The organism is Gordonia polyisoprenivorans NBRC 16320 = JCM 10675 (assembly GCF_000241325.1).
In the GTDB taxonomy this organism is placed as follows: domain Bacteria; phylum Actinomycetota; class Actinomycetes; order Mycobacteriales; family Mycobacteriaceae; genus Gordonia; species Gordonia polyisoprenivorans.
Genome location: NZ_BAEI01000038.1, coordinates 26175 through 43409, shown reverse-complemented (window position 1 = coordinate 43409; position 17235 = coordinate 26175). Strand labels below are relative to the sequence as shown.

Genomic DNA, 17235 nt, shown 5'->3' with positions numbered 1-17235 from the left:
CCTGGCGCCGACGGCGCTCCCGACACCGCCGACAGCGCTCCCGTCGACGCCGACCCCGCTCCCGACTCCGCCAAAGACACCCCACACACCAGCTGACGGGATTCGGCGTTCGAGCCGGCTCGGATCACCTCGCCATCACGGGCACCCCGCTGGTGGGTCGGTTACAGTGGGATTTCACGGTTTGCGGCAGCCCATACCCGCGACCGACGTGCTCCACGGGCCAGCGCTGTCCCAGAGGACATCATGCATGCGATTCGTCACGAATCCGGTGGAGGTATTGATGTTGTTTTCGGCGCTCCCTGCCAAGCAGGGCCTGTACGACCCCGAGGCCGAGGTCGATTCCTGTGGTGTGGCGATGGTCACCGACATCCACGGCCGACGCTCACACTCGATCGTCTCCGACGGGTTGCTGGCGCTGGAGAATCTGGAACATCGTGGCGCGGCCGGCGCCGAGGCCAACAGCGGTGACGGTGCAGGCATCCTGATCCAGTTGCCCGACGAATTGCTGCGCGCCAGTGTTGATTTCGAACTTCCCGCGCCGACCGCATCGGGAGTCAACACCTACGCGGCGGGCACCTGCTTCCTGCCGAGGGACCCCGACCTGCGCTCGACGGCGATCGCTCGGGTGACCGACCTCGCGGCCGCCGAGGGCATCACGATCCTCGGCTGGCGCGAGCTCCCGGTCGACGCCGAGGGCGCCGATATCGGCGAGACCGCACTCGATTGCATGCCGCACATGGTGCAGCTGTTCGTCACCGTCGACCCCGGGCCAGGAGTCACACGCATCGGTGGCATCGACCTCGACCGGGCGATCTATCCCTTCCGCAAGCAGGCCGAGCGGGTGACCCCGGAGATCGACGCCGAGGGCACCGGACTCTATTTCCCGTCGCTGTCGAGCCGCACGATCGTCTACAAGGGCATGCTCACCACGATGCAACTGCCGCTGTACTACCCGGATCTGCGCGACGAACGGTGCACGAGCGCGATCGCCATCGTCCACTCGCGTTTCTCGACCAACACCTTCCCGTCCTGGCCGCTCGCACATCCCTTCCGATTCGTCGCCCACAACGGCGAGATCAACACCGTCCGCGGCAACCGCAACCGGATGCGCGCGCGGGAGGCCCTGCTGGAGACCGACCTGATTCCCGGTGACCTCAAGCGCGCGTTCCCGATCTGCACGCCGGAGGCCTCCGACTCCGCGTCGCTCGACGAGGTGCTCGAGCTGCTGCATCTCGGTGGACGCAGCGTCGCCCACGCGGTGATGTTGATGGTGCCGGAGGCGTGGGAGAACGTGCCCACGATGGATCCCAAACGGCGGGCGTTCCTGCAGTTCAACGGCTCGCTCATGGAGGCGTGGGACGGGCCGGCATGTGTCACCTTCACCGATGGCACCGTCGTCGGTGCGGTCCTCGACCGCAATGGCCTGCGCCCGGGACGCTGGTGGCAGACCCGCGACGGGCGGGTGATCCTCGCCTCCGAGGCCGGAGTGCTCGACGTGCCGGTCGACGACGTCGTCTCCAAGGGTCGGCTCGAGCCGGGCAAGATGTTCCTCGTCGACACCGCCGCCGGTCGGATCATCCCCGACGAGGAGGTCAAGGGTGACCTGATCAACGCCGAGCCCTACGACGAATGGCTGCACGCGGGTCTTCTCGACATCGCGACGTTGCCGCCGCGACCGGTCTACACGCCGAATCACGACACCGTCGTACGCCGACAGGTCTCGTTCGGATACACCGAGGAGGATCTGCGTGTCCTGCTCACCCCGATGGCGGCCTCCGGCTACGAGCCGCTCGGCTCGATGGGCACCGACACCCCGGTTGCGGTGTTGTCCAAGCGTTCTCGCCTTCTCTACGACTACTTCGTCGAACTCTTCGCACAGGTCACCAACCCGCCGCTGGACGCCATCCGTGAGGAGATCGTCACCTCGATGGCCCGGGTCATGGGACCCGAGCAGAACCTGTTGCGCCCCACCGCGGCATCGTGCCGACAGATCTTGTTGCACTGGCCGGTCATCGACAACCACGATCTCGCCAAGCTCGTCCACATCGACGACGACGGCGACAACCCCGGGTTGTCGGCCAAGGTGCTCCACGGGCTGTACGAGGTCGCCGACGGCGGGCCGGGATTGGCTGCGGCACTGGAGGATCTGCGGTTGCGCGCCAGCCAGGCAATTGCCGAGGGGCATCGCACCCTGGTGATCTCCGACCGCCACACCGACCGCGAACACGCACCGATCCCGTCGCTGCTGGCCACCTCCGCGGTGCATCACCACCTGGTCCGCACCAAAGAACGCACCAAGGTCGCGCTGGTCGTCGAGTCCGGTGATGCCCGCGAGGTCCACCACATCGCCCTTCTCATCGGATTCGGTGCGGCCGCGGTGAATCCGTATCTCGCACTGGAATCGATCGAAGATCTGATCGCGCAGGGCGAGCTGATCGGGGTGGCCGCCAGCAAGGCCATCCGCAATTACGTCGAGGCACTCGGCAAGGGTGTGCTGAAGGTGATGAGCAAGATGGGTATCTCCACCATCAGCTCCTACACCGCCTCGCAGGCGTTCGAGGCCGTCGGCCTGTCCTCGGAGGTGGTCAGTGAGTACTTCACCCGGACCGTCTCCCGCATCGAGGGTGTCGGCCTCGACGAACTCGCCGAGGAGGTCCGGATGCGCCACCATCGCGCGTTCCCGGAGAACCCGACCGAGCAGGTCTATCGCCGACTCGAGGTGGGTGGCGAGTACCAGTACCGCCGCGAGGGTGAACTGCATGTGTTCACCCCGGAGACGATCTTCCTGCTGCAGCACGCCACCAAGACCGGGCGCGACGACGTGTTCCAGAAGTACTCCGACGAGGTCGACCGCCTACAACGCGAGGGCGGCACGCTGCGCGGTCTGTTCGAACTCGATCTCGGTGCGCGCGACCCGATCCCGCTCGAGGAGGTCGAGCCGGCCGAGGAGATCATGAAGCGTTTCAACACCGGCGCCATGAGTTACGGCTCGATCTCGGCCGAAGCGCACGAGACCATTGCGATCGCGATGAACCGCATCGGTGCCCGGTCGAACTCCGGGGAGGGCGGCGAGGACGTCGACCGGCTCTACGATCCGGAGCGGCGCAGTGCGGTCAAACAGGTGGCGTCGGGCCGGTTCGGTGTCACCAGCGATTATCTGATCAACGCCACCGACATCCAGATCAAGATGGCGCAGGGAGCCAAACCCGGTGAGGGCGGCCAGCTTCCGGCGTACAAGGTGTACCCGTGGATCGCCAAGACCCGCCACTCGACCCCGGGCGTGGCACTCATCTCGCCGCCGCCGCATCACGACATCTACTCGATCGAGGATCTCGCCCAGCTGATCCACGACCTCAAGAACGCCAATTCGCAGGCCCGAATCCACGTGAAGCTGGTCAGCGCAGTCGGCGTCGGCACGGTCGCCACCGGTGTGTCCAAGGCGCATGCCGACGTCGTGCTCATCTCCGGTCACGACGGCGGCACCGGGGCCTCGCCGCTGACCTCACTCAAACACGCCGGCACGCCGTGGGAGATCGGTCTGGCCGACGCGCAACAAACGTTGATGCTCAACGGTTTACGCGATCGCATCACCGTCCAGTGTGACGGCGCGCTGCGTAATGGTCGGGATGTGATCATGGCGGCGTTGCTCGGTGCCGAAGAATACGGATTCTCCACCGCGCCGCTCATCGTGACCGGCTGCATCATGATGCGTGTGTGTCACCTCGACACCTGTCCGGTGGGTGTGGCCACCCAGAATCCGCAGTTGCGTGCGCGGTTCAGCGGGCAGGCCGAGCACATCGTCAACTTCTTCCGGTTCATCGCCGAGGATGTGCGGAAGTATTTGGCACAGTTGGGTTATCGGACGCTCGACGAGGCGGTCGGCCAGTCGCAGCGGTTGCACACCGATGCCGCCGTCGCGCACTGGAAGAGCAAGGGCCTCGATCTCAGCCCGATCTTCCGTCGGATCGAGGACAAGGGTCCAACGCGTCGGGTGCGCGGCCAGGACCACGGACTCGACAAGGCGCTCGACCAGACGCTGATCCAGCTCGCCGAGGGAGCGCTCGAGGACGCACACCCCGTCACCCTGGAACTGCCGGTGCGCAACGTGAATCGCACGGTGGGCACGCTGCTCGGCGCCGAGGTCACCCGCCGCTACGGTGCCGCCGGACTCGCCGAGGACACGATCACCGTCGAGCTGACCGGCTCGGCCGGTCAGTCGCTGGGCGCATTCCTGCCGCCGGGTGTGACGATCAAACTCAGCGGCGACACCAACGACTACGTCGGAAAAGGCTTGTGCGGCGGCAAGATCGTGGTGGCACCGGACCCCGACGCCTGGTTCATCGCCGAGGATCAGGTCATCGCAGGCAACACCATTCTCTACGGCGCGACATCCGGGCAGGTGTATCTCCGCGGCCGCGTCGGCGAGCGGTTCTCCGTGCGCAACTCCGGTGCCACCGCCGTGGTCGAGGGCGTCGGCGACCACGCCTGCGAATACATGACCGGTGGTCGGGTGGTGATCCTCGGGCCGACCGGACGCAACATGGCGGCCGGCATGTCCGGCGGGATGGCCTTCGTCTACGACCTCGATCCCGCCAAGGTCAACATGGCGATGGTCGAGCTGATGCGCCCCGACCCCGACGACCTGCGCTGGCTCCATGAGCACATCACCATCCACACCGAGCTGACCGGGTCGGCGATCGGGGCGTCGATGCTGGCCGACTGGCCACGACGGTGCCTCGCGTTCACCAAGGTCATGCCCACCGATTACAAGCGTGTCCTCGACGCGGCCCAGATGGCCGAAGCCGAAGGGCGCGACGTTGATTCAGCGATCATGGAGGCGGCACGTGGCTGATCCGCGCGGATTCCTGGAGGTCCCGAAGAAAGAGGCCCGATACCGGCCGGTTGCCGAGCGCATCCGCGACTGGGGCGATGTCTACGAGCACGCCGACAACCCGATCAAAGTGCTCTCCGAGGTGAGCGATCAGGCCCGGCGATGCATGGACTGCGGTATCCCGTTCTGCCACTCCGGAACCGCGGGTTGCCCGCTGGGCAACCTCATCCCGGAATGGAACGACCTCGTCCGACGCGGACGATGGGACGCGGCAAGCGAACGCCTGCACGCGACCAACAACTTTCCCGAGTTCACCGGAATGGTGTGCCCGGCCCCGTGCGAGGCGGCGTGTGTCCTGTCCATCTCGGAGAACACCACCGGCGGCAGCGTCACCATCAAGCGGATCGAGAAGACGATCGCCCACGAGTCCTGGGCCGAGGGCATCATCGGACCCGAGCCGCCCGCCCTCAAGACCGGCAAGTCGGTCGCCGTGGTCGGCTCCGGACCGGGCGGCCTCGCCGCCGCCCAGCAACTGACCCGCGCCGGCCACGACGTCACCGTCTACGAGCGTGACGACCGGCTGGGTGGACTGCTGCGCTATGGCATCCCCGAATACAAGCTGCAGAAGTCCGACATCGACCGCCGTATCGCCCAGATGCGCGCCGAGGGAACGGAATTCGTCACCAGTTGCAACGTCGGCACCGACCTGTCGGTGGCGGAGCTGCGCGAGCGCCACGACGCCGTCGTCCTCGCGATCGGTGCGATGGCCGCCCGCGACAACCCGGTACCCGGGCGCGACCTCAACGGTGTGCACCTCGCCATGGAGCATCTGGTCCCGGCGAACCGCGAATGTGAGGGCGACGGCCCCGCGCCGATCACCGCCAAGGGCAAACACGTCGTCATCATCGGTGGCGGCGACACCGGTGCCGACTGCCTCGGCACCGCGCATCGGCAGGGAGCGGCCTCGGTGGTCCAACTCGACTACAACCCCGAACTGCCCTCCGATCGCGACGACACCCGATCCCCGTGGCCGACCTGGCCGCTGGTGATGCGCACCTCCAGCGCGCACGCCGAAGGCGGCGAACGCAAATATCAGGTGGCAGTGCAACGATTCGTCGGTGACGAACACGGCAACGTCACCACGTTGGTTCTCGCCGAAGTCGCCGTCGTCCGCGAACCCGACGGCCGACGGGTGATCACGCCGGTCAGTGAAGAATTCGAGATCCCCTGCGAACTGGCGCTTTTCGCGATCGGATTCGAAGGTGTCGAACGAGGACCGCTACTCGACGGGCTCGAACTCGCACCCAACGGACGCGGTGCGCTGTCCTGCGGCAGTGACTGGCAAACCGACGCCGACGGGGTATTCGTCTGCGGCGACGCGCACCGCGGTGCGTCCTTGGTGGTGTGGGCGATCGCCGAAGGTCGTTCGGCGGCAAGGTCGGTCGACGAATACCTGATGGGTGCCTCCGATCTTCCGTCACCGGTCCGCCCGGCGGCGTTACCACTTTCGGTGCGTTGACAATCCACCGAGGCCGCCGCCGCGATCACGGCACAGCCGTCGGGCGGCGCGCCCGGACTGCGACCCCGATCGGGCTGAACACAATGAAACGGTAGCGCCGCCACTGACCTCGGGGGAGTGGACGAACGCGGTGTGGCCGGGTGATGACCAGTGGCCGCCACCGATAGAGATGCTGATCCGACACGACTAAGGTGAGCACCGTGACACGTCGTACCAAGATCGTCTGCACCCTGGGTCCCGCCACCAACTCCGAGGAGCGTCTCAAAGAGCTCGTCGAGGCGGGCATGGATGTTGCTCGACTCAACTTCAGCCATGGCAGCCATGAGGACCATCGCACCGTCTACGAGCGTGTGCGTCGCGCGGGCGATGCCGCGGAGAAGGCCGTGGGCATTCTCGCCGACCTACAAGGACCCAAGATCCGGCTCGGCAAATTCGTCGACGACGGCGCACTCAACGGACAGGTCATGTGGGCCACCGGAGAAGAGGTCCGCATCACCGTCGACGACGTCGTCGGGACCCACGACCGCGTCTCGACGACCTACAAACAACTCGCCGAAGACGCCGAAGCCGGAGACCGCCTCCTCGTCGACGACGGCAAGGTCGGACTGAAGGTCACCGCCATCGACGGCAACGACGTCGTCTGCCTGGTCACCGAAGGTGGTCCGGTCAGCAACAACAAAGGCCTGAACCTGCCGGGCGTCAAGACCTCGATCCCCGCCCTGAGCGAAAAGGACATCGCCGACCTCGAGTTCGCGCTGCAACTCGGCGTCGACCTCGTCGCCCTCTCCTTCGTGCGCAGCCCGGCCGACATCGAACTCGTCCACGAAGTGATGGACCGCGTCGGCCGCCGCGTTCCGGTGATCGCCAAACTGGAAAAGCCCGAGGCCGTCGACAACCTCGAAGCGATCGTGCTGGCCTTTGACGGAGTCATGGTCGCCCGCGGTGACCTGGGCGTGGAACTGCCGCTCGAGCAGGTCCCCCTGGTGCAGAAGAAAGCCATCCAGATGGCCCGCGAGAACGCCAAACCGGTGATCGTGGCCACCCAGATGCTGGACTCGATGATCGAGAACTCCCGGCCCACCCGCGCCGAGGCCTCCGACGTCGCCAACGCCGTCCTCGACGGTGCCGACGCGGTGATGCTCTCCGGCGAGACCTCCGTCGGCAAATGGCCGATCGAGACCGTACAGACGATGACCCGCATCTGCGTGGCCGTCGAAACCGGCTCACGCGACGTACCGCCGCTCTCCCACGTTCCCCGCACCAAACGCGGCATCATCTCCTACGCCGCCCGCGACATCGGCGAACGCCTCGAGGTCAAGGCCATGGTGGCCTTCACCCAGTCCGGCGACACCGTCCGCCGACTGGCACGGCTGCACTCCCGTCTGCCGCTGCTCGCGTTCACGCCCACCCAGGCCGTACGCAGCCAACTCGCCCTGAGCTGGGGAACCGAGACCTTCATCGTGGATCACGTCGACACCACCGACCACATGATCGATCAGGTCGACCACCAGCTGCTGCGCATCGGTCGGCTCAAGGACGGCGACGTCGTCGTCATCGTCGCCGGCGCTCCGCCCGGCACCGTCGGATCGACCAACATGATCCACGTCCACCGGATCGGCGAGCAGGACCACTGAGTTGTTGGCGCGGACTCCGTCCGCGCGTGCCCGGCGAGCTGGAGGCACCGTGTCTTCCTCCTCATCGCATTGTCGCTTCGCTCCTCGCTCTTCGTCGTGCAGACACGGCGCGCTCGCCGGGCGGTGAGTGGGGAGCACACGGGCGCGCGCTTCGTCGTGCAGGCGTGGCGCGCCCGGTGAGCGGTGGGCTGTGCGCGCCGCGGTCCCGGTGACCACCGGGCACGCGGGGGTCCCTAGTCTGTTCGCATGACTGCGGACCCCACCAGCGACCTCGGCAAGCTGCTCGAACTGCTCGACGTCGAGCAGCGCGACGCCGACCTGTTCATCGGGCAACACCCCGAACAGAAGACGGCGCGCACCTTCGGTGGGCAGATGCTCGGTCAGGGTGTGGTGGCGGCAGCCCGCACCCTGACCCGCGGAACGCCGCCGGTTCATGCCCTGCACGCGCACTTCATTCGCGGCGGCGACGTCAACGAGCCGTTGGAGTACCACGTCGACCGGTTCCGCGACGGCAAGTCCTTCGCGAATCGGCAGGTCACCGCCAAACAGAAGGGTGAAGAGATCTTCACCATGCTGGTGGCATTCCAGGACAACTCGGCCGGTCTCGAACACGCGGTGGAGATCCCACAGGTGCCCTATCCGGAGGAATTGCCGCCCCTCGGTGAGCATTTCAAGGGTTTCGAGGATCGGATCGCGACCTTCGTCGACGCACTGCACCCGATCGACATCCGGTTCGCCAACGACCCGTCGTGGAAGATGCGTGAAGCAGGGGAGAAGCTGCGCGACAACCGCGTGTGGATGAAGACCGACGGCCAGATGCCCGACGACCCGATCATGCATGTGGCCGCCATGTGCTACGCCTCCGACACCACCGTCCTCGACTCGATCATCACCACACACGGCTTGTCGTGGGGCATCGATCGACTCTTCGCGGCCACCGTGAACCATTCGATGTGGTTCCACCGTGACTTCCGCTTCGACGAGTGGATGCTCTACGCGACGCGGTCCCCGGTGGCGACCGGATCGCGCGGGATGGGTTCGGGGCGGTTCTGGATGCGGGACGGAACACTGGCCACCTCCGTCGTGCAGGAAGCACTCATCAAGTACTTCCCGCCCAAGAAGTAGCGCGCCCTCGCCCACTTCGACGGACCAGAAGCCCCTGGAACTGGGAATTTTACCGTCTCATTACCTTTTCTTCGGATCGGCTGTGCCGGTGGATGCCCGCGGCTAGTGTGATGCACATCATCACCCAGACCACTCTCGCCGGGGGCAACCATGTCCGAATCCGAACCGATCCTCTTCCCGCACGAGAGCGGCCGCTCCGTCGCCACACTGCCCGAGGCCTTCCAGGCGACGGTCGGCATGCGCCCGACCGCGATCGCGCTGCGCACCGTCGGCGGTATCCGAGAGGTCACCTGGGCCGAATACGGACGCCGGGTCGAGGCGATCGCCCGCGGTCTGGCCGCGCTGGGCGTCGGCCCCCGCGACACCGTGGGCATCATGCTGACCAATCGGCCCGAGTTCCATCTCGTCGACACCGCGGCGCTGCACCTCGGTGCGGTGCCGTTCTCGATCTACAACACCAGCTCCCCGCAGCAGATCGAGTACCTGTTCGGCAATGCCGGCAACGCCGTCGTCGTCACCGAGCAGATATTCGGCCCGGCCGTCCGCGCCGCGTCCACCGCGGTGACGACGACGATCGTGGTGGACGGCCCGGCCGCCGACGCGATCACTCTCGACGACGTAGAACATTCCGGCGCAACGGATTTCGACTTCTCCGCCGCGTGGCAGGCGGTACGGCCCGAGGATCTCGCCACCATCATCTACACCTCGGGCACCACCGGTCCGCCCAAGGGTGTCGAGATCACCCACCGCAACATCATCTCCGAGTTGACCTCACTGGCCGAGGTCGTCGACGTCGGCTTCGACGACCGCGTCATCTCCTATCTGCCCGCCGCACACATCGCCGACCGGGTCTCCTCGCACGCGGCCAACATGGTGCGTGGTATCCAGGTCACCACCGTCCCCGATCCGCGGGAGATCGGCGCCGCACTCCCCGAGGTCCACCCCACCTTCTTCTTCGGGGTACCCCGCGTCTGGCAGAAGATCCGGGCCGGCATCGAGGCCAAGCTCGCCGAGGAAACCAGCCCGGTCAAGAAGAAGCTGGGAGCCTGGGCGATGAGAACCGGTGCCGCGGCCGCACAAGCGCAGCTCGACGGCCGTACGCCCAACGCCATCGCCACCGCCCAGCACACCCTCGCCGACAAGCTCGTCCTGCAGAAGGTGCGGTCGGCGATCGGCATGGACCAACTCACCTTCGCCGGGTCGGGTGCCGCCGCGATCCCGCCGGAGGTGCTGCAGTTCTTCCTCGGGCTGGGGATACCGGTGCTGGAGGTGTGGGGCATGTCGGAGACCACCGGCGTCTCCACGATGACCACGCCGGAGAACATGAGGCTCGGTACCGTCGGCAAGCCGGTGTCGGGTGTCGAGGTCACGCTCGCCGACGACGGCGAACTGCTGATCCGGGGGCCGGTGGTCATGCGCGGTTATCGCAAACAGCCTGACAAGACAGCCGAGACGATCGACTCCGACGGGTGGCTGGCCACCGGTGACATCGCCGAGATCGACGCGGACGGCAACGTGCGGATCGTCGACCGCAAGAAGGAACTCATCATCAACGAGTCCGGAAAGAACATGTCGCCCACCAACATCGAGAACGCGCTGAAGGCGGCGTCGTCGCTGATCGGTCAGGTCGTCGCGATCGGCGACGCCAAACCGTTTGTGTCGGCGCTCGTTGTGCTCGATCCCGACGCCGCGGCGGCCCGCGCGAAGGCGCTGAACATGCCGGACGCCGACGTCGCAGCCCTCACCGGGCATCCGCAGGTTATCGAGGAGGTCATCGGCGCGGTCCGTCTCGGCAACGGCCGACTCTCACGTGTCGAACAGGTCAAACGATTCACCATCGTGCCCGAGGCGTGGGAGCCCGGCGGCACCGAACTCACCCCCACGATGAAGTTGCGGCGCAAGCCCATCGCCGACAAGTACGCCGAGCACATCGAGTTGCTCTATGCCGCCGACGCCGGTGACGGTGTGATCGACCTTCGCTGAACGGCCACCGCAGCACCCCACACCACCAGATACAGCGTCATGCCGCCGATCTGAATGCGTTGTGCGAGCCCCAGCAGCCAATCCCCGGACAGGTTGTCGGCGGCCAACATCCAGACCGTCGCGACAGAGATGACCACCAGGATCGTCAGGCCGAGCAGACGCAGCACCGGCCAGATCGGCGTTCGCCGGGCCGCGACCACGCCGAGGATCATCGCGATGAAGATCGCGAATACCGCCACACTGCTGGTGAAGGCGTGGATGTGATGGAGTTGGGGCAACAGCCCACTCGGCTCCGACGGGCAATTCGGGTCGACGTGCGGAATGCACTCGATGGGCGACAATGCGTCGGTGATGGTGGACACCCCGAACACCACGAGCGAGACGAGCGCCCCGCGGGCGAAGCCGCCGGCCACCGCGGGACGAGGAATGAACGCCAGCACCCCGGCAAGCATGGCGCACACCGCAGTGATGACGTCGCCGTAGACGTAGACCAGCCGATGCGGGCGGTGCTCCGCGTCGAGTTCACTCATGAAGCTGCGCAGCGGATCCAGAGGCGAGGCCCAGAAGAACTCCAGCACCCACGACGAGTAACAGACGCCTGCGGCGGCGATGAGGATGCCGACGACGATCAGGCGCGGCGACAGCTCCCGGACAGACAGCACCTCGTCAGGTTATGTCATCGGTGTTCACCCACCGTCGACCCCACGTTCGCCGTACCCATGCACCGGCGACACCTCTCCGACGCTGTGATCCGAGTCACTACCTGTCACATTCTCGGCCTGCGTGGTGTCTCGGGTATGTCAGATCCCCGGCAGTCAAGGAGTGAGAACCATGAGTGAACAACACAGGGTGGTGGTCGTCGGTGGCGGGTACGCCGGCACGATGGCAGCCAACAGACTGGCCGCAGAGTCGTCGTTCGATGTGGTGATGGTGAATGCGCGCGACCACTTCGTCGAACGTATCCGGCTTCATCAATGGGCGGCCGGCACCGCCACGCCCACCCGCGACTTCGAGACGCTGCTCTCCGCGCGCGTCCGCCGCATCGTCGCCACCGCGGAACACATCGACGCACCTGGACGTCAGGTCGGCCTCGACTCGGGTGACCGGCTCGACTACGACTGGCTGATCTACGCCGTCGGCAGCTCCGGCAGTGCGGCGATCGGCAGTGCGGCGATCGGCAGTGCGGCGATCGAGGGTGCCGCCGACCACGCCCAGCTGGTCACCGACTGGGAATCGGCCACCCGCCTGCGCAACCGGCTGGCCGAGCTGCGAGGCGCCGGCCGCGTCACCGTCGTCGGCGGCGGCCTGACCGGGATCGAGACCGCCGCCGAACTCGCCGAGGCCGGCCACCGGGTCACCCTCGTCACCGCCGACGAGATCGCCTCGAGTCTGTCCGTCCGTGGGCGTGAGCGGACACGCCGCGCGCTCGAGCATCTCGGCGTCGTCTGCCACGAGCACACCCGGGTCGAACGCATCGGCGCCACAACGGTGACACTCGTCCACGCAACAGGCGAGTGCGTCGAGGCGGCCACCGACATCACCGTCGTCACCACCGGTTTCGCGGTACCCGATCTCGCACGCCGCAGCGGGCTGACGTGCGACCACCTCGGTCGGCTGTGCACTGACGCCGCCCTGGTCAGCGTCGACGACGAGCGCATCCTCGGAGCCGGTGATGCCGTCGCGCCGGCGGGTAACGTGCCCCGCATGAGCTGTCAGGCCGCAATGCCGCTCGGTGTGGCCGCCGCGCAGTCGGTGCGTTCGCTGGCCATCGGTGAGCACCCGGTCGCGGCGTATCCCGGGTTCGTCGCGCAATGCGTCAGCCTCGGACGGCATGCAGCCACGCTGCAACTCACCCACAAGGACGATTCGCCGACGCGCGGCGTGGTCACCGGCCGTGGGGCCGCGCTGATGAAGGAGCTGATCTGTCGGGGCACGATCTGGGGTCTGCAACTGGAGGCCCGGCATCCGGGGATCTATCCGGCCGCCCGCTCGACGGCCTCGGTCGACCACCGCGACCCGACCCCGAACGGACAGGTCGTGCGGTGAGCACCGGTGGCACACGCGACGAGCACCTGCGGATCTTCCTCGATCACCGCCCGCTGCTGTTCACCATCGCCTACGAGATCCTCGGCTCGGCCACCGAATCCGATGACGTGCTGCAGGAGAGTTACCTGCGCTGGTCGGAGGTCGATCTCGACGCCGTCGACGACCCGCGGGCCTATCTCGCGAAGGTGGTCACCCGGCAGGCGCTCAACGCCGCACGCGCCGGACAACGGCGCCGCGAGGACTATGTCGGTCCGTGGTTGCCCGAACCCATCGTCATCGACGTTCGCGATCCCGCCGACGACGTCGTCCTCTTCGAAGCGGTGTCGACGGCGATGATGGTGGTCCTGCACTCGCTGGGACCGGACGAACGTGCGGTGTTCCTGCTCCGTGAGGTGTTCGGGTTCGCTCATGCCGAGATCGCCGACATGACGCAGAAGTCCGTTGCCGCGGTCCGGCAGATCTCCCACCGGGCCCGCGAACACGTGCAGGCGCGACGGCCGCGGTTCGCTGCCGACGCCGACACGGGAACGCAGGTGGCGCACGCTTTTCTGGCCGCAGCGGCCACCGGTGACGTGCAGGCGCTGCTCGAGGTGCTCGCGCCCGACACGGTGTATCTCGCCGACAGCGACGGCAAGGCGCCGGCGGCGCGGCGCCCGATCCACGGTGCCGATCAGGTCGCGCGGATCATGGCCAACCTGATGCGCCTTGCTGAGAAGCGGCAGATGCAGGTCGGCGAGATGGAGGTCAACGGGATGCCGGGATTCACCGTGGCGGTGTCCGACGATCCGGGTGCGATCCTGTGGCTCGATGTGGTCGACGGTCTCATCCGGCACGTCTTCGTCATGCGGAATCCGGCCAAGATGGCAGCGGTGCATACGGTACGGGAGATCTCACGTCACTGAGGTGGCGCGTGCACATCTGCGGTTCAGGCGACCTGCCGGTCGGCGGAGTGGACGTCGTGCAGTTGTCCAGCCGGGTCGACGACCATGATCACCGGGCCCATCGTGTCGGTGGCGCGTTCGATCAGTGCCTCGATCTGCGTCGGATCGGCCGGATCGCAGACGACCGCCCAGACCCGGTCGTGGACGGCGGCGTCCACATAGGAGACGAGATCGCGCGTGTGACGCCCCGCGACCACCGCATTGCGGCCCGAGCGCAGAACCTGATCGATGACGGTGCGCGACCGCAGCGAGCCGTCGGTGACGACGAGGACGGTGTCGGTGAAGGAGTGCTTCGTGGTGTGCATACCGATCATCACACTGCGCGCAGCTGGGATGGCACCGCGATCACGCTGGCAGTTGGCTGGACGTCGCGCGGTGGGTCGCCACGGCGGCGCATTCGGTGATCCTCGATCAGGGAATCGCGAAGGCCGCCAACAGCATTCGCGCACAGGTGTCGACCAGTCGCCGGCGGTCGGCGGTCGCCGGGCGGGCCAGGGCCACGCGGAGACACAGGCTCGCGGTGGCACCCATGGTGAGGAACACCAGGTCGTCGAGCTCCGCGGGCGACAGATCCGGCCGGAAGCGCGTCGGGAGGATGCGGCCCAGCGGGACCAGTGGCGCCTCGATCTGTCCCCAGGCCGATCCGAACTCGGCGTTGTCGCCCGCCAGCGATGCCGCGATCACCGGCGCGTGCCGCTCGAACGAAGAAGTGAGGGCATCCACCACGGCGGTGATCGCGGCGAGTGGTTCGGCGTCGATCGCCTGCCCGATACCGACGGCGAGGTCCGAGCTGATCTGCTGGATCGCCTCCTGCCGGAGATCGAACAGGATGTCGCCGACGTCGGCGAAGTAGCGATACACCGTCCCGATGCTGACATCGCAGTGATCAGCGATGTCCTGGGTGGTCGGGAGACCGTCGGGCCGCTCGGCAAGCAGCGTCGTGGTCGCGTCCAACAGTCGCCTGCGCATCGCGACGGCGCGCGGCTGACGCGGCGCGACGCGCGTGCGAGCGCCCGCCGCGGAGCTGGCAGGGGTTCGGGCCATGAAATGAATGGTAAGTGAGGATTCCTCGTGTTTGGCTGGTGTCATGACTCTTGTGCCGCCCACCGGGTTGGTGAACACCGACCGAGCCCGCACGTTGTACGGACACGCGGGAGACACCTGGATCGCCGCCATGTGGCGTGCCGATGATCTCGCCGACGCCGTCGTCGCCGAACGGGGGTCCGCCGCTCTGATCCGCCCTGCTCTCGCCGATGGCATCGGCTCGCTGGCCGAAGCGCCACCGGCACTGGTCGCGCTGTTCGACTCGATCGAGCGCGAACCGGACTGGCTCGACCACGATCGTTGCGACCGCGCCGCCGACGCCCTGGTGCGGCACTTCCCGGCCATGGCGATCGTGCTGGCGGCGGCCTCGCTGCTGCGCGGCGCGGGCAACAGCATCGCGGGCAAGCCGTTGGCGCTGACCGGACGGTACTCGACGATGCCGGGCGTGCGTTCGGTGGAGGTCGGCGAGTGGCTGCGTCGGGTGTTGACGCCGGGCGGAATGCGCCGTGACGGTGCGGGTTTCGCCTACACGGTGCGGGTGCGGATGATCCACGCGCACGTCCGGGCACATCTGCTGCGCAGCGGCATTTGGGAGCACGATGCGTGGGGTGTCCCGATTCCGCAGCCGTACATGGCATTCACGCTTGCCGAGTTCGGGCACATCGCGATCGAGGCGATGGGCACACTCGGGGTTCGTTTCACCGCGGACGAACTCGACGACATCTATCACCTGTGGCGCTACGTCGGCCACGTGATCGGCATGGACGACGACCTGAATCCCCGAAACGAGGCCGATCACCGGCGGATCGAGGAACTGTACCGATTGACCTCGCCCGGCCCCGATGCCTACGACCGCGAATTCGTCACCGCGCTCAACGCCGACTATCTGATTCCCGAGTTCGCCAACACCATGTCGTTGCCGCAGCGGTGGCGGGTGCCGATCGCCACGGCCGTCATGGAGGGATACGAGCGGGTCTTCCTCGGCGACGCCGACGCCGATGCGCTCGGCATCCGTCATCGCCGGATCGCCCGGCTGCTCCCTCGATTATCCGGGGTCATGCAGCTCATCAGCCGCGGACAAATCCGCCGCGCCGGCGGGCTCGACGAGTTCACCCGACGCGCCTACGCCGACCGGGACACCGAGATGGCGCGCATGCGTGCCGCCTACGCGATGACCCACGACATGGTCGATACCGCGCCGGACCGGGCGTCCGTCTGAGCGTCGCCCGTGTGACGCCCGGTCTGTTCGTCGCCGATCGCGGTCACCGCGCCCGCGTCGAGGAGGCGCTCGAGGTGCAACTGTGCGGTCCGACGCTCCACCGATCGCACCCACGGCGCCTCGACATGTGGGCGATACACCAGCCGGTGCGCCACGATCTCGTCGAAAGTCCTTGGCTGTCGTAGGAATTCGAGTAGCCGTTCCTCGCGCTCGAGAATCCGATGACGGTAGGCCGCGAGCCGGTTACCGAACTCGGAACGCCCGGTCACCACACCTTTGTGGTGGAAGGTTCCGTACCAGCGGGCGTCGATCTCGCCGACCCGGTCGATGGAGGCGAGGAAGTCGTCGAGACTGGACCCGAGATCGCCGTACATCGGCCCGAACGACGTCAGGTCGATGTCGGCGATGTAGAGAAACCCGGCAGGTTCGATCAGCACGCCGCAGTGCCCGGCGGTGTGTCCGGGCAGATGGATGACCGTTGCGGTGTGGTCGCCAAGGTCGAAGGTGTGGCCGTCGGTCACACCCAGGACGCCGTCACGTACGGCCGGCAGGTGGTAGTCGTCGGTCATCACCGTGGTCATCGCGGCGCGGAGATCCGGGTCGAGTCCGTAGCCGGCGATGAGGGTGTCGAGCGAGCCGACGGCGGCCGCGTCGTGACGGTGGGCGAAGGTGTCGGCGGTGAAGTGCCGCAGCCCGGCGATGTGGTCCTCGTGCGCGTGACTGATCATCACCGCGTCGGCGCCGACTGGGTCGTCGTCGAGGGCGAGTGACGGATCGATCACCAGCACCGCGTCCGATCCGCGGACCACGACGGTGTTGCCGTACGGTACGACGCCGCCGTTACCCGCCGTCAGGACGTCGACCGCCCCGAAGCGGTTGACGGTGTACATCTC

Annotated in this window: 12 protein-coding genes; 8 read left to right on the top strand and 4 right to left on the bottom strand. The window is 67.1% G+C overall.

All coding sequences use genetic code 11. The annotated features are described in order from the left end of the window. The first annotated feature begins 280 nt into the window (after positions 1–280). The 5 genes from gltB (at position 281) to GOPIP_RS10760 (ending at position 11092) form a co-directional block, all read left to right on the top strand. Positions 281–4852 carry a glutamate synthase large subunit gene (gene gltB / locus GOPIP_RS10780; RefSeq protein ID WP_035727730.1) on the top strand — a complete coding sequence of 1524 codons (4572 nt, stop codon included), beginning with the start codon at positions 281–283 and terminating at the stop codon, positions 4850–4852. Then, positions 4845–6350, top strand: a complete 1506-nt coding sequence (locus tag GOPIP_RS10775) for a glutamate synthase subunit beta (protein ID WP_006369673.1) — start codon at positions 4845–4847, stop codon at positions 6348–6350. The genes gltB and GOPIP_RS10775 overlap by 8 nt, the downstream gene beginning before the upstream one ends. Before the next feature lie 200 nt (positions 6351–6550). Beyond that, on the top strand, positions 6551–7984 hold the full coding sequence (pyk, locus tag GOPIP_RS10770; RefSeq protein ID WP_006369672.1) for a pyruvate kinase: 1434 nt from the start codon (positions 6551–6553) through the stop codon (positions 7982–7984). A gap of 246 nt (positions 7985–8230) precedes the next feature. Continuing rightward, the gene (locus GOPIP_RS10765) at positions 8231–9109 is read left to right on the top strand and encodes an acyl-CoA thioesterase (protein ID WP_006369671.1); all 879 of its coding nucleotides are present in this window, start codon (positions 8231–8233) and stop codon (positions 9107–9109) included. Positions 9110–9259: 150 nt separating this feature from the next. Next, positions 9260–11092 (top strand): AMP-dependent synthetase/ligase, encoded by a 1833-nt coding sequence (locus GOPIP_RS10760; protein ID WP_006369670.1) that lies wholly within the window; start codon positions 9260–9262, stop codon positions 11090–11092. Here the strand turns inward: GOPIP_RS10760 and GOPIP_RS10755 are convergent. Beyond that, positions 11050–11754 carry a DUF998 domain-containing protein gene (locus GOPIP_RS10755; RefSeq protein ID WP_006369669.1) on the bottom strand — a complete coding sequence of 235 codons (705 nt, stop codon included), beginning with the start codon at positions 11752–11754 and terminating at the stop codon, positions 11050–11052. The two genes, GOPIP_RS10760 and GOPIP_RS10755, sit on opposite strands and share 43 nt — an antisense overlap. 169 nt (positions 11755–11923) lie before the next feature. On the opposite strand from GOPIP_RS10755, the gene GOPIP_RS10750 reads away from it, so the two are divergent. Further along, positions 11924–13138, top strand: coding sequence for an NAD(P)/FAD-dependent oxidoreductase (locus GOPIP_RS10750; protein ID WP_006369668.1), 1215 nt, complete (start codon positions 11924–11926; stop codon positions 13136–13138). Continuing rightward, positions 13135–14040: an RNA polymerase sigma factor SigJ gene (gene sigJ, locus GOPIP_RS10745; protein WP_006369667.1), complete on the top strand. Its 906-nt coding sequence runs from the start codon at positions 13135–13137 to the stop codon at positions 14038–14040. The genes GOPIP_RS10750 and sigJ overlap by 4 nt, the downstream gene beginning before the upstream one ends. A gap of 23 nt (positions 14041–14063) precedes the next feature. Here sigJ and GOPIP_RS10740 read toward each other — a convergent pair whose 3' ends face one another. Together GOPIP_RS10740 and GOPIP_RS10735 are read right to left on the bottom strand one after the other, a co-directional pair. Continuing rightward, positions 14064–14384 (bottom strand): SDR family oxidoreductase, encoded by a 321-nt coding sequence (locus GOPIP_RS10740; RefSeq protein WP_006369666.1) that lies wholly within the window; start codon positions 14382–14384, stop codon positions 14064–14066. A gap of 106 nt (positions 14385–14490) precedes the next feature. Next, positions 14491–15123, bottom strand: a complete 633-nt coding sequence (locus GOPIP_RS10735) for a TetR/AcrR family transcriptional regulator (RefSeq protein ID WP_006369665.1) — start codon at positions 15121–15123, stop codon at positions 14491–14493. A gap of 43 nt (positions 15124–15166) precedes the next feature. On the opposite strand from GOPIP_RS10735, the gene GOPIP_RS10730 reads away from it, so the two are divergent. Further along, entirely contained in the window at positions 15167–16342 is a 1176-nt protein-coding gene (locus tag GOPIP_RS10730; RefSeq protein WP_006369664.1) for an oxygenase MpaB family protein, read from the top strand. Here GOPIP_RS10730 and GOPIP_RS10725 read toward each other — a convergent pair. Further along, positions 16288–17232 (bottom strand): MBL fold metallo-hydrolase, encoded by a 945-nt coding sequence (locus GOPIP_RS10725; protein WP_006369663.1) that lies wholly within the window; start codon positions 17230–17232, stop codon positions 16288–16290. The genes GOPIP_RS10730 and GOPIP_RS10725 overlap by 55 nt on opposite strands. Positions 17233–17235: the final 3 nt, after the last annotated feature.